Source organism: Arthrobacter rhombi, from assembly GCF_039526245.1.
Classification (GTDB): domain Bacteria; phylum Actinomycetota; class Actinomycetes; order Actinomycetales; family Micrococcaceae; genus Arthrobacter_H; species Arthrobacter_H rhombi.
The window spans coordinates 35,161-47,880 of record NZ_BAAAIV010000025.1; the positions used below are offsets into that span (position 1 = coordinate 35,161).

A 12,720-nucleotide genomic window follows, 5' to 3' on the forward strand; every position below is an offset into this window, starting at 1 on the left:
CCCGTGACGCAAGCCCCCGGTAGGCTCGCGCACATTGACACGGGGTGTCCGCCTGACCAGAGCGGACTGAGAACACACCCGCCAACACCTGATCTAGTTAGTACTAGCGGAGGGATGTCGCCCATGCATGCGCATGCGCCCACCAATACCCATACACCGGCCGATCTGGGCCGCGTCCTCGAGAAGCTGCGCACCACGGCACCGCTGGTGCAGTGCCTGACCAACGCCGTCGTCACGAACTTCACCGCCAATGTCCTGTTGGCCGCCGGGGCCTCCCCGGCAATGGTGGACGTGCCCGGTGAAGCCGCTGCATTCGCCGGCGTCGCCTCGGCGGTGCTCATCAACCTGGGCACCCCGCATGCGGAACAGCGCCGCGCCATGTTGCAGGCGGCCCGGAGTGCCCGTGCGGCCGGGACCCCGTGGGTCCTGGACCCGGTGGCCGTGGGCGGGCTGGAGTTGCGGACCCGGTTCGCCGCGAAGCTGTTGGCCGAACAACCCACCGTCATCCGCGGCAACGCCTCGGAGATCCTGGCCCTGGCCGGTTCCGGGGCCGGGGGCCGTGGTGTCGATGCCACGCACGACGTCGAGGCGGCCCTGGTGCCCGCCTCCCATCTCGCGGCGGCCACCCCGTCCATCGTGGCCGTCTCCGGTCCGCAGGACCTGGTCACCGACTCCTCACGCAGTGTCCGCATCCACGGCGGGGACGCCCTGCTCACGCGCATTACCGGGGGCGGCTGCGCCCTGGGCGCGCTCGTGGCGGCGGCCGTCGCCGCGAACGACGACGATGCCCTGTTGGGAACCGTCGCCGCCCATGCGCTGTACTCGGTGGCCGCCGAACGCGCGGCCACCACGGCCTCCGGGCCGGGATCCTTCGCCGTCGGGTTCCTCGATGCACTGGCCTCCATCGGGCCCGATGACCTGGCCGCCCAGGCGGTGATCGCATGACCACGTCCACCCCCGCCTCCGGGATCTACCTCGTCGCCGACGCCGCCAGCACCGCCGGCCGGCCGCTGGCCGACATCGTGGCCGCAGCCGTCGCCTCCGGCATCACCACCATCCAACTGCGCTGCAAGGACCTTTCCGCCCGGGACTTCCTGGCCGAGGTCGCCGCCTGCGCCGCACACACCGCGGGTCGGGCCCTGTTGCTGGTCAACGACCGCGTCGATGTCTACCTGGCCGCCCGGTCTGCCGGGATCACGGTGGACGGCGTCCACATCGGGCAAAAGGACCTCCCGGCCGACGCCGTCCGCGACCTCATCGGCCCGGAGGCAGTGCTCGGCCTCAGCGCCAGCACCGCTGAACACTTCGCCGCGGTGGCTGCCCTGCCGGCAGGAACCGTGGACTACCTGGGCACCGGGGCCGTGCGACCCACCCCCACCAAGAAGGACCACCCGACCCCGCTCGGCTTCGACGGGTTGGCCCGGCTCATCTCCCGGGCGCCCTTGCCCTGCGTCGCCATCGGCGGTTTGGGCCACGGCGATGCCGCCGGCATCCACGCCGCGGGCGCCGCCGGGATGGCAGTGGTCCGGGCGATCTGTGCAGCGCAGGACCCAGGCATCGCGGCCGCCTCGCTGCGGGCCGAATGGGCCGCAGCGACGGAGGGGGCCCGATGATGCGCACCCGCATCCCCAACGTCCTCTCCATCGCCGGCTCGGACCCCTCGGGCGGGGCAGGCATCCAGGCCGACCTGAAATCGATTGCCGCGTGCGGCGGCTACGGCATGGCTGCCATCACCGCGTTGACCGCCCAGAACACCCGCGGTGTCACCGGCGTCCACACCCCGCCGGCGGCCTTCCTCACCCAACAGCTCGAGGCCATCTCCTCCGATATACGCATCGACGCCGTCAAGATCGGCATGCTGGCCACCACGGAGGTCATCGAGGCAGTCATCGCCTGGCTGGGCACCCAGCCAGGCACCGCCGTCGTGCTGGATCCTGTCCTGGTGTCCACCTCGGGTGACCGGCTCCTGGAGCACGACGCCGAGGCGGCCTTGCGCCGTTTGCTGCCGCTGGCCGATGTGCTCACCCCCAACACCGCGGAGCTCGCCGCCCTGCTCGGCGAGGCCGAGGCCGCACGGTGGGATGCCGTGCGGGAACAGGCAGCCCGGCTGGCGATGCGGTACGACGTGCTGGTGCTGGCCAAGGGCGGGCACCTGGCCGGGGCGGCGTGCCCGGATGCGCTGGTCGGGCGCGACGGTGTGATCGCCGAGGTTTCCGCGGAGCGGGTCGATACCCCGAACACCCACGGCACCGGCTGCTCGCTCTCCTCGGCGCTGGCCACACTGCGGGCCAGGTGCGGGTCCTGGGGCGATGCACTCAAACTGGCGCGGGACTGGCTCCAGGATGCCCTGCTGGCCTCCGACGAGCTCGACGTCGGCGGTGGCCACGGTCCGGTCAACCACTTCGGGGCGCTCTGGGCCGGACGGCGGGCCCCGTCGACCGAGGCGCTGCTGACCACCTGGTGGGAGGGGATTGCCGGGTGGCGGTCGGGCATCGATTCCCTGGAGTTCATCCGTGGCCTGCGTGACGGGACCCTGCCCGTCGACGAATTCCACTTCTACCTGGCGCAGGACGCGTTGTACCTGCGCACCTACTCGCGGGTGCTCTCGCGGGCCGCCCAACTGGCTCCGAACCGGAGGGAACAGGCTTTCTGGGCAGCGGGCGCCGTGGGTGCGCTCGAGGAGGAGGCGAACCTGCACCGCCACCGGCTGGGCGAGGCCGCCGAGCCCGTGCCGAGCCCGACGACCTCGGCGTACCTGAACCATCTGGTCGCCGCCGATGCCTCCTATCCGGAACTCGTGGCGGCGATCCTGCCGTGCTACTGGCTGTACCAGGACATCGGCCGGCGGCTGGCCGCCGCGGCCCACCCTGACCACCCGTATGCCGACTGGCTGGCTGCCTACTCCTCGCCGGAGTTCGACGCGGCCACGACGGAAGCGATCGCCACGGTCCAGCGGGTGGCCTGGCGCGTGGATGCCTCCTCCGTGGCGGCCATGCGCCGGGCCTTCGACGCATCCAGCCGGCACGAACTGGCGTTCTTCGCGCAGACGTCCACCGACGCCGCGGCCGGACGGGTCGCGGCCATCGACCGGGCCGGCGCCGACGGATGGGCCAACGCGGCCGCCCTGTAGGATTCCGTGGGGGTTCCGCACGGTTCCGGCCCCCCCCACGAGAACACCCGCAGCGCCCAACGGAGGACACCCATGAGCAGCAAATTCGGCTTCGGCTGGACGGTCCACGGCGATGGCAAGACCATCCGGCCGGGCACGGTCGTGGCACCGGATGAACGGCTCAACTGGTTCCAGACCACCGGCATCGGCGTCCAGCACGTGATGGCCATGTTCGGTTCCACCGTGCTGGTGCCGGCCCTGACCGGCTTCCCGGTCACGGCCACCTTGTTCTTCTCCGGTGTGGGCACGCTGCTGTTCCTGCTCATCACCGGCGGCCGGGTCCCCAGCTACCTGGGCTCCTCCTTTGCGTTCATCGCCCCCGTCACCGCCGCCATGGCCGGGCACGGCTTCGCCGGGGCGTTGGGCGGGGTGGTCGTCTCCGGACTGGCCCTGTTCATCATCGGCCTGGTGGTGCAGAAGTCGGGAACCGGGTGGATCCACGCACTCATGCCGCCGGTGGTCATGGGCACGATCGTCGCCCTGATTGGCCTGAACCTGGCCGGGGCCACGACGGAGGCCATGCAGAGCGTTCCGTTGACGACGTTCACCACCGTCGCCGCCATCGTCTTCTCGGCAGTCCTGTTCCGGGGGCTGCTCGGGCGCCTGTCGATCCTGGTGGGCATCGTGGTCGGCTACCTCGTCGCCCTGGTCCAGGGCCAGGTGGAGTTGACCGCCGTCGGCGAGGCAGGCTGGCTCGGGCTGCCACCCTTCGCCTTCCCCGAATTCCATCTGGACACCCTGGCCTTGTTCCTGCCGGTGGTCTTCGTCCTGGTCGCCGAGAACATCGGCCACGTGAAGACGGTGGGGCTGATGACCAACCGCAATCTGGACGACGTCAACGGCCGGGCCCTGATGGCCGACGGAGTGGCCAGCGTCGTGGCAGGCTTTGGCGGCGGCTCCGGGACCACGACCTATGCCGAGAACATCGGCGTGATGGCCTCCTCCCGGGTCTACTCCACGGCTGCCTACTGGATCGCCGGGATCGTGGCCATCCTGTTGGCCTTCCTGCCGAAGTTCGGTGCCGCCATCAACTCCATCCCCGCAGGGGTCAGCGGTGGGGCCGGGATCGTGCTGTACGGCATGATCGGCATCATCGGTGCCCGGCTGTGGGTCCAGAACAAGGTGAACTTCTCCAATCCCATCAACCTGATGACCGCCGGGGCCGGACTGATCATTGCCATCGCCGACCCGACGATCGCGGTCGGCTCGATGCAGTTCGGTGGCATTGCCCTGGGGACGATCGCCACGCTGGTCATCTTCCACGGCATGCGGGCCATCGCCCGGTGGCGCGGCACCGAGCCCACCGATGCCCGCGACTACGAGGGCTCCACGCCCAGCAAACTCGGTTAGGTCCACGACATGGCGGAGTGGAATGACTACTGGGCCACCGAGGCGTGGCTCGAGGAGATCGACGCCTGGGTGTCGATGGTGCTCGAGACCTACGACCTGCACAAGACCGGGCCGCTGGAACGCGGTGGCATCGACCTGTGGTCCACTCAAGTGGTTGTCAGGACCGACCACGGCAAGCTCTTCCTCAAGGCGGTGAACCCCGGGCAGCAGTCAGAGGTGGTCCTCACGGCCGCCGCTGCGCGGCTGGTTCCTGATCAGCTGGTGATGCCCTTGGCCGTCGAGCCGATGCGCGGGTGGATGATCTCCCCCGACTACGGGGAGACCATGGCCAGGATCCCCAGTACCGATTACCGACTGTGGGAACGGATGCTGCAGGACCTCGCCCGACTGCAGCGCGGCCTGGTCCCGTATGGCGACGAACTCTTCGACGCCGGGTTGACCCAGTTGGCCCCGGCCCACCTGCCCGGCTACATCGACGACCAGATCCTGCTGCACGCCTCCCTGCCGGCCGGACACCCCCTGCATCTTCCGGCTCGCGACGCCGATGAGCTGCACGGCCAACTGAAACCGATCCACGGGATGTGCGAATACCTGGCGGCCGGACCCGTGCCCTTGTCCCTGGACCATAACGACCTACACCGGGGCAACGCCTTCCTGCCCGCCTCACCCGATGAGCCGCTGCGCTTCATCGACTTGGGCGACGCCTACTGGGCCCATCCCTTCTCGTCGCTCGCCGTTCCGCTGCGCACCATGTCCCGGGAATTGGACACCACCCCCGCGGACCCACGCATCCGCCGGGCCGTGATGGCCTACCTGCACGAGTGGGAGGACTACGGCACACCCGAGGAACTACGGCACTACGTCGAGCCGGCACTACGGCTGGGCAAGATGCAGGCGCACGGGACGTGGTTGCAGATCCTCACCGGCGCCAGCGATGCGGACATGGAACGCTACGCTCCCCGCGTGTTGCGCCCGCTGGCGGAACTGGTCGCCCCGCTGACGCTTTAGCTGGCGCCCTGGGGCCAGAACCCGCGGGCCTCCATCGCTTCGGCGAGCACGTCTGCCCGATCCGTCATGAGTCCGTCAACGCCGAGATCAAGCAAACGGTCCATGTCGGCCCGCTCATCAACGACCCAGACATGGATCTGCACCCCGGCACGATGCGCCTGCGCCAGGAAGCGCGGGGTCACCACCCGAAGGATTCCCCGCCGTTCCGGGACCTGCAGAGCGGCAACGCCCTTCAGCCACGGCCCCGCCCAGGACATGAGACCCACTTTTCCCAGGAACACCGCGGCGGCAACGGTGGCGATACCAGGGCTCGTGGCCGCGGGATGATCGAGCAGCTCGAGCACGCGGCGACGACGGACGTCGGAAAACGAGGCGACCAGGACCCGGTCGTGGGCACCCTGCCGGTTGACCAGTTCGGCGAACGGTTCCACCGAGCGATCGTCCTTGATGTCGACATTCAGACGCGCTTCCGGCCACTCGGTGAGGACATCCTCGAACCGGGGAATCGCCTGGCCCGACACACGCCACCTGGAGACCTCCGCGTAGTCGAAGTCCTCGATCCTCCCGCTTCCTTCGGTGACCCGTTCGACGCTCTCGTCATGGAAGACCATCACCACCCCGTCGCGGGTGGTGCGCACGTCCAGTTCCAGGTATCCGTATCCTCGGTCAATGGCGGCCCGGAAGGCTTCCATGGTGTTCTCCCCGAGGGAGGGATTCGCCCCGCGATGGGCAAAGGCCAGCGGCCACCCCACACGCCGTGGACCGCCACTAGGATGCAAGTAGGGGAATGCCCCTGTTCGCCGATTTTCCATCTTGCCGACTCTACCGCCCGGGAGGTCCGTCATGGCCGAGCCCACCGTGCACCATGCCGCGGCCACCCCGGGCCGCGACACCGAAGCCAACTTCGAACGTCTTCGAGCCCTTCTGGCAGAGGCCCGTCGAGCGGGGGCCTACCTGCTGGTCACCCCGGAACTCTTCCTCACCGCCGAGGCCACTGCCGACGGTTCCCTGCTCCGTGAGCGTCTGCGGTGGATCGCCCGATCCGTTGGACTCGGGCTGATAGCCTCCACACCCGAGACCACGGATACGGCCACCTACATCGGGGCTGATTGGTGGGATGCCTCGGGGAACCTCGTGGCGCATGTGCGCAAGCACCGACTGGCAGGGTGGCAAGTGGCTCGTGGATTCGCTGCATGGACTGGTCGTCCGGAACCCATTCTGACCAGTATGTATTCGGATTCGGGAATGGACCGTTCGGTGGCAGTGGTCTTCTCGGACGACGCTGCGGATCCCGCGTATGAGTACTATCTGCGCGACCACGGCGTGCGCACCGTCCTGGAGCTGGGACCCGCCTCAAGCCGGTCCGAGACCATCCCCCCGACGCCTGCCTGGGCACCCAAGCACACCGGGGTGCCCTTCCCGCAGGCCGGGCCGTTGCCCGAGCCGTTGTTGCGGCCGCTGCCCCACGGTGCAGATTCCTGGTGGGAGTCGGGGACGATTCGTCCGTCGGCCGGCTGGGGTTCCTGACCCCCACCCGGGAATCGATCAGTACGGTGGTTCGGCCGGCGGGGTGGGTGGCGCCTCGGGGGCCGGCCTGCGGGGATTGTCGCGGTCATCGGGGCGGTGGATGATCGGTGGCCCGTATCCGCCGGCGATTCGCTTCAGGCGGCGCTTCCGGGCGGCCTTCGCTGCACCCGTTTGGGCGTAGCGTCCTCGCAGCGGATCGGCGGTCGACGAATCGGGAACATCCAGGACCCGCCCCCACTCCCGCATCTGCAACGCCTCGTAGCGTCGGTACTCGATTTTCCCTGCCCGGGTATCCCGCAGCGGGGGCAGCGGGTTCTTCGGCGGCGGCCCTTCCCGGGCCCCGTCGACGGCATCCGTCTCGCCGGGATCGCCGTCCCCACGGCGGCGTGGATGGTAGGGCTGCGGTTCGACGGAGGGGATGCGCGATTCGGGATCCTCCGGCGGTGGCCGATGACCGTCGCCCTTGGGGGCACCCTCTCCCGCAGCTTGCCGGGGATCGGCAGCCGCCCAGGGCGCCGCAGGATAGAAGACCCGCTGGGTTCCGAACAGACTCGTGACCAGAGTTGTCCCGCCGGCGCGCTGTTCGACCTCGATCAGGCCCAGCGACTTCAACCGGTGGCAGCGGTGACAACCGAAACGGATATTCGCAATATCCGTCCCACCGCCGTCCTGCCATTCCTCGGTGTGGTCGATCTCGCACGTCCTCAACGGGCCGGAACATCCAGGCGTCGTGCACGACCCGTCCCTGAACTGCAGAATCGCCCGCTGTGCCGCTGTTGGACGGTATCGATCCCTGCCGAATTCCACCACCGCCCCGGTCACCGGGTCCGTGATCAGCCGCCACCACGTCTTGGCCGCCCGCATCAGGCGTGCCGCCGATTCCTGGTCAATGGGCCCACCACCCAGGAGCGTCGGGACCGGGGCTCCTGGTTCCAGCTCTGCGGTCGCGATGCTGTTGCCTTCCCTTGCGCCGATGGCCGAGGGACCGTCGACCGCGGTGTCGTCGCAGCCCACGGGTCCGCCGGGCGTTCCGGGCAGCATGGTCGCCGGAATGGCGACAAACACCTCTGCCCCGACCGACTCCAGCCCCTGGCCGCGGGGCCCGTTGAGCACCATGTCGGTGAAGACGTCGGCACGCAGCTGGTCCATGGTCCGTTTCTCGGCCGAATCCTCCGCCGGTTGCGCTGAGGCGACGTCCCCTCCCGCCTCCCTCGCCGCCCGGTGGACTTCCGCGGCGGAGTCGGGGTCGGACTTGAGCAGCCGGGCCATCGCATCGAGTTTCGAGAAGATCGCCTGGCAACTGGCCGTCGGCAGGTATCCCGACAACCAGGACATGCCATCGGCCGCTTCTTCCACCGTGATCCGGCGATCGCGCAGCGCCGTCCGGGACCGTTTGGTGAAGGACAGGCCGTAGTACTTCTCCAAGACCTGGCGGCCGCGGGAACGCAGTTGCGCCGGCGACTTGCCCGGGGCAACGGCCAACATGTCCACACCGAAATCGCGTCGGTCGGTCCGTGCTGCCGCGGCGCGCCGGGCCATTTCCCGCTCCCAGGCTTCCCGGGTGGCCTCGTCGGCGTCCCGGCTGGGCAGCGCCAACGGCTCGGGGACGATGTGCTGGGTGTGCTCAAGGATCCGCTGGACATGGCTGCTGCCGATGCGGCCCAACGTGAGCGACTCGAGGACCTCGGGCATGTCCATGACGAGCGTTTCGGCCTGGACCAGGATCCTGTGTGCCTGGCCCGAGGAAAGGCCCGAGACCAAGGCGATCTCCATGGCTGCACTTTCCGTCGCCGCAAAGGACACCATCCGCCCGGTCCGCAGCGAGACCTGCATGCCCGGGTGGTCCTCCAGGGCCTCCAACCGCGGCGGAACAGCGCGTTGGGCCTCATCGTGCAACATCGCCGATGCCCTGAACTTCTCGGACTCGGCAAACCGCATCAACGCTTCGGCAGCCTGCAGGCGGGGCGAACCGGTCACCGATGCGCCGGCCACGCGGGTGAGCTTCCACCCGTTGACCTCGACCGACTCCGTGACCGCTTCCATGACCCCACTCTGCCAGCTGCCCCCGACAGATGGGACGGGTGCCGGCGGACCGTGGACAACCCGGCTTCCCGGCAGCCGGTGAGGGGGAAGTGGAGCCCTGGGGAAGGCGGATCCGCGGTTCCCGGGCCCGAAGAATTCTTCGTCAGCTAGATGGCTTCCCCGGCCAGGAACCGCTCGATCACCCGGGCCACCCCGTCGTCGTGCAGGGAGCCCGTGATGCGACCGGCGGCCTGCTTGGCCAGCGGGTGCCCGGAGTCCACGGCGTAGCCGCGCCCGGCCCAGGCGAGCATCTGTACATCGTTGGGCATGTCGCCGAAGGCCAGCACGTCCTCGGCACCGATCCCCAGCCCGCCGGCGTATTCGGCCAGGGTGACTGCCTTGTTGACCTCGGGGTGCGCCATTTCCAGCAGGGCCACCCCCGGCGCCGAATGCGTGACGGACACCAGCGTGTCGATGTCCGGCTCCACCAGCGACTGGAAGGTCTCGGCGTCGAGGCGGGTGGTCTTGGCCAGGAGCTTGACCACCCCTTCGGCGTCCAGCTGCGCGGGTTCAAAGGCCCCCTCGACGATGCCGGGCAGCCGGATCGCGGTGGCATCCCCGTCCAGGAATCCCGGTTCGAGCAGCAGGCCGGTCAACGTCTCGGCGGCAAAGACCGCCCCGGGTTCGCGGTCCGTGATGCGGCGCTGGACCTCGCCGACGGTGTCGCCGGAAATGGTGTGGCTGGCCAGGATGCGTTCGGCCTCGAGGTCGTAGACCAGTGCACCGTTGGAACAGATGACCGTGCCCAGGTGGCCGAAGGCCCGTTGCACGGGGGTCAGCCAGCGGAAGGGCCTGCCGGTGACGAAGACGACGTGCAGCCCCGCCTCGCGGGCGGCGGCGAAGGCAGCGACGGTCCGGGCGGAAATGGTGTCGTCGCGGTGCAGGATGGTGCCGTCGAGGTCACTGGCGATCAGGCGCATGGCGGGAAGGGGCCCGTGGGGGCCGGGTCAGGAGATCTCGTCGCGGCGCGGCGGGTTGGCGCCGGGCCGCGAGACGGTGACAGCGGCGGCCCGGGTTGCGTACTCCAGGACCTCGCGCAGCTGTCCCGGCGTCAGGGCGTGGAGGGCCTCGCGGCGGGCAGCACCGACCAGTTCACGGTCCACCAGCGCTGACAGCAGGGCCGACATGTACGAATCACCGGCGCCCACGGTGTCCGCCACATCCACCAACGGTGCCTTGGCCTCGGCAACGCCGGCGGCGACCACGCCGCGCGAGCCCCCGGAACCGTAGGTGGCGATGACCACTGCGGGGCCCAGGGCCAGCCACGCCTGGACGCTGTCCTCGACGCTGCGCCCGGGGTAGAGCCACTGCAGGTCCGAATCGCTGGCCCGGACCACATCGCTCAGCGCCACGAAGCGCTCGAACTGCTCGATGGCCTCCTCGTGGTGGGAGACGAAGCTGGGGCGCACGTTCGGATCGTAGGAGATGGTCGCATGCGGGCGGGCGCGCTCGATCGCGGCCAGCACGGTGGCGGCGCCGGGTTCGAGCACGGTGGCGATGGAGCCGGTGTGCACCAGCTGCGAGTCGGCCAGCACCGAGGAGGTCGAGGGGTCGAAGGCCGACAGGTCCCAGACCATGTCGAACTCGTAGGTCGCCGCACCGACGGGGTCCAGTGTGCCGTGCGCGGTGGAGGTCGGCAGGGCGTCGGGGGCCAGGACCTCCTGCACGTCGTTGGAGCGCAGATGCTCGTGGATCATGCGCCCGTACTCGTCATCGCCGTAACGGCCGACGAAGGACACCGGATGGCCCAACCGGGCCAATCCCACGGCCACGTTCATCGGGCTGCCCCCGACGTAGGCCTGGGGCGCGGCAATGCCGCCGGACAGCACGTCAACGAGGGCTTCGCCCATTACAGTCAGCACTACTCAACCTTACCTGTGGTCGTTCCGGACGAGCCCGTCCGCTTCGTCCCGGCGTCCAGCCCGCCCGGGTTCGGGTCCTGCTAGGCCGGGACCGCGAGTTCCGCCAGCGCCACCAGGCAAGCATCCCACGCAGTGGTTCCCGGGGTGATCAGCGCATAGTGGTCCCCGGTGGTGAAGACCATCCGCGCCGGGTCGCCCTGGGCCCGGGCCGCGTCGGTGTAGGCGCGGGAGAGCGCCGAGGGCACGTCGGCGTCGGATTTGCCGTGCAGGGCGATCACCGGGACCCCGATGGGGAGCATCCGCACCGGGTCGGCCAGCTGCCAGCGCCGGGGGTCCTCCTCGTTCGTGGCCCCCATGAGCTTCAGCGCAGCCGAGTGGCTGAGCTTGAGCCAGTTCGCCATCCACAGTTCCAGCACGCCGGCCTGGCTGACCACCCCGGCGACCTTCACCGCGGGTCCGGCACCCGGCGCCCCGGCGGGCAGCTTGTGCCGACCGGCGGCCCAGGTGCCCAGGTGGCCTCCCGCGGAATGACCGAGCACGACGACGTTGCCCGGTTCCAGCCCCGCAGCTGCCAGGGCAGGGCCCAGGGCATCGATGCCGGCCGCGACGTCCTCGAAGGTCTGCGGCCAGCCCCCGGAGTCGGGGCCGGGCACCTCGGCGTCGGTGGTCCTGCGGTACTCCAGGTTCCACACCACCCAGCCGCGGCGGACCAGGTCATCGGCCAGCGGACGGCCCAGCGACGCATCGTAGGTGTCGCGCCAGAAGCCACCGTGCAGGATGACGATGACCCCGGGCAAACGCCGTTCGGTGGGGACATACAGTTCGGCGTATTGGCTGGGGTTCGGTCCGTAGTGGTGGACCGCATCGGGTGCGCGGGCGGGCCGGGCGGCGTCGTCGTTCTCTGTCATGGTCTCAGCGCCCCGGGAAGGCGGGGGTCTCCTTCGCCAGGAACGCAGCACGGCCCACGACGGAATCCTCGGTGGCGAACGCCTCGCGGAAGCTCTCCACCTCGGCCTCGAGCCCGGCGGCGACGGGGAGCCCGTTGATCCGGTTCAGCGCCCGCTTGGTGTTGTCGACCGAGGTGGGCGCCTTGGCGGCGATCTCCTCGATGGTGGCCTTTGCCGCGGCAAGCAGGGCGTCGGCGTCGTCGAAGAGGGCGTTGGCCAGGCCGATGCGCAGCGCCTCGGCCGCGTCGATCCGGCGTCCGGTGTAGATCAGTTCGCGGGCCTGGCCCAGGCCGACCCGCTGTTGCAGGCGCACCGAACCGCCGAAACCGGGCACCAGGCCCAGGTTGACCTCCGGCTGGCCGAAGCTGGCGCGGCCGCTGGCGTAGATGAAGTCGCAGGCCAGCGCGAGTTCGCAGCCGCCGCCGAGCGCGAAACCGTTGACCGCGGCGATCACCGGGACGGGCAGTGCCTCGAGCCGGGTGGTGACCGTGTGCATCTGGCGGGCGTAGGCCTCGGCAGCATCCGGGCTCATGGAGTTCATCTCACGGATGTCGGCACCGGCGACGAACGACTTGGTCCCGGCCCCGGTGAGCACGATGCCGCGGATCGGCCAGTTCCCGTCGACGCCCACCTCAGCCAGCGTGCCGGTGAGGTCCAACAGGTCCTGCACGACGGCGGATGCCAGGGCGTTCATGGCCTCCGGTCGGTTGACGGTCACCACCAGGGCGGCGCCGTCCTGCTCCACGAGCAACGTGTCGTAGCGGGCGAATTCCAT

General features: G+C 69.8%; 12 protein-coding genes and 1 riboswitch. Of the genes, 6 read left to right on the forward strand and 6 right to left on the reverse strand.

The genetic code is table 11. The features are described from left to right. Positions 1-30 precede the first annotated feature (30 nt). A riboswitch (TPP riboswitch) is annotated at positions 31-132 on the forward strand. The 5 genes from thiM (at position 124) to ABD088_RS15865 (ending at position 5,527) form a co-directional block, all read left to right on the forward strand. Next, positions 124-945, forward strand: a complete 822-nt coding sequence (gene thiM / locus ABD088_RS15845; protein WP_343902937.1) for a hydroxyethylthiazole kinase — start codon at positions 124-126, stop codon at positions 943-945. (Overlaps the previous riboswitch by 9 nt.) Then, positions 942-1,613, forward strand: a complete 672-nt coding sequence (gene thiE, locus ABD088_RS15850) for a thiamine phosphate synthase (protein WP_343902938.1) — start codon at positions 942-944, stop codon at positions 1,611-1,613. The genes thiM and thiE overlap by 4 nt, the downstream gene beginning before the upstream one ends. Beyond that, a complete protein-coding gene (gene thiD, locus ABD088_RS15855) occupies positions 1,610-3,130 on the forward strand; it encodes a bifunctional hydroxymethylpyrimidine kinase/phosphomethylpyrimidine kinase (RefSeq protein WP_343902939.1) in 1,521 nt (506 codons plus the stop codon). Before thiE ends, thiD begins: the two co-directional genes overlap by 4 nt. Positions 3,131-3,202: 72 nt before the next feature. Further along, entirely contained in the window at positions 3,203-4,519 is a 1,317-nt protein-coding gene (locus ABD088_RS15860) for a uracil-xanthine permease family protein (RefSeq protein ID WP_343902940.1), read from the forward strand. Between the two features lie 9 nt (positions 4,520-4,528). After that, positions 4,529-5,527: a phosphotransferase gene (locus ABD088_RS15865; RefSeq protein ID WP_343902941.1), complete on the forward strand. Its 999-nt coding sequence runs from the start codon at positions 4,529-4,531 to the stop codon at positions 5,525-5,527. Here the strand turns inward: ABD088_RS15865 and ABD088_RS15870 are convergent. Continuing rightward, positions 5,524-6,372 carry a glycerophosphodiester phosphodiesterase family protein gene (locus tag ABD088_RS15870; RefSeq protein WP_343902942.1) on the reverse strand — a complete coding sequence of 283 codons (849 nt, stop codon included), beginning with the start codon at positions 6,370-6,372 and terminating at the stop codon, positions 5,524-5,526. The genes ABD088_RS15865 and ABD088_RS15870 overlap by 4 nt on opposite strands. Between ABD088_RS15870 and ABD088_RS15875 the strand changes: the two genes are divergently transcribed. Beyond that, positions 6,371-7,054, forward strand: a complete 684-nt coding sequence (locus ABD088_RS15875) for a nitrilase-related carbon-nitrogen hydrolase (protein ID WP_343902943.1) — start codon at positions 6,371-6,373, stop codon at positions 7,052-7,054. The genes ABD088_RS15870 and ABD088_RS15875 overlap by 2 nt on opposite strands. An 18-nt stretch (positions 7,055-7,072) precedes the next feature. Here ABD088_RS15875 and ABD088_RS15880 read toward each other — a convergent pair whose 3' ends face one another. From ABD088_RS15880 to ABD088_RS15900, 5 genes are all read right to left on the reverse strand, one after another. Next, entirely contained in the window at positions 7,073-9,097 is a 2,025-nt protein-coding gene (locus tag ABD088_RS15880) for an HNH endonuclease signature motif containing protein (protein WP_343902944.1), read from the reverse strand. Positions 9,098-9,243: 146 nt separating this feature from the next. Beyond that, complete coding sequence (locus ABD088_RS15885; protein WP_343902945.1) at positions 9,244-10,056, reverse strand: HAD family hydrolase; 813 nt, start codon at positions 10,054-10,056, stop codon at positions 9,244-9,246. 27 nt (positions 10,057-10,083) lie between these two features. Continuing rightward, a complete protein-coding gene (locus ABD088_RS15890) occupies positions 10,084-10,998 on the reverse strand; it encodes a carbohydrate kinase family protein (protein WP_343902946.1) in 915 nt (304 codons plus the stop codon). Positions 10,999-11,078: 80 nt separating this feature from the next. Further along, complete coding sequence (locus tag ABD088_RS15895; protein ID WP_343902947.1) at positions 11,079-11,906, reverse strand: alpha/beta hydrolase; 828 nt, start codon at positions 11,904-11,906, stop codon at positions 11,079-11,081. Positions 11,907-11,910: 4 nt separating this feature from the next. After that, positions 11,911-12,720: an enoyl-CoA hydratase/isomerase family protein gene (locus ABD088_RS15900; protein ID WP_343902948.1), complete on the reverse strand. Its 810-nt coding sequence runs from the start codon at positions 12,718-12,720 to the stop codon at positions 11,911-11,913.

Excerpts from the sequence above, each read along its gene's own strand:
- ABD088_RS15900 (WP_343902948.1), bottom strand. The coding sequence starts at position 12,720 with ATGGAATTCGCCCGCTACGACACGTTGCTCGTGGAGCAGGACGGCGCC.
- thiM (WP_343902937.1), top strand. The coding sequence starts at position 124 with ATGCATGCGCATGCGCCCACCAATACCCATACACCGGCCGATCTGGGC.
- thiD (WP_343902939.1), top strand. The coding sequence starts at position 1,610 with ATGATGCGCACCCGCATCCCCAACGTCCTCTCCATCGCCGGCTCGGAC.
- ABD088_RS15895 (WP_343902947.1), bottom strand. The coding sequence starts at position 11,906 with ATGACAGAGAACGACGACGCCGCCCGGCCCGCCCGCGCACCCGATGCG.
- ABD088_RS15860 (WP_343902940.1), top strand. The coding sequence starts at position 3,203 with ATGAGCAGCAAATTCGGCTTCGGCTGGACGGTCCACGGCGATGGCAAG.
- ABD088_RS15875 (WP_343902943.1), top strand. The coding sequence starts at position 6,371 with ATGGCCGAGCCCACCGTGCACCATGCCGCGGCCACCCCGGGCCGCGAC.
- ABD088_RS15865 (WP_343902941.1), top strand. The coding sequence starts at position 4,529 with ATGGCGGAGTGGAATGACTACTGGGCCACCGAGGCGTGGCTCGAGGAG.
- ABD088_RS15870 (WP_343902942.1), bottom strand. The coding sequence starts at position 6,372 with ATGACGGACCTCCCGGGCGGTAGAGTCGGCAAGATGGAAAATCGGCGA.
- thiE (WP_343902938.1), top strand. The coding sequence starts at position 942 with ATGACCACGTCCACCCCCGCCTCCGGGATCTACCTCGTCGCCGACGCC.
- ABD088_RS15880 (WP_343902944.1), bottom strand. The coding sequence starts at position 9,097 with ATGGAAGCGGTCACGGAGTCGGTCGAGGTCAACGGGTGGAAGCTCACC.
- ABD088_RS15885 (WP_343902945.1), bottom strand. The coding sequence starts at position 10,056 with ATGCGCCTGATCGCCAGTGACCTCGACGGCACCATCCTGCACCGCGAC.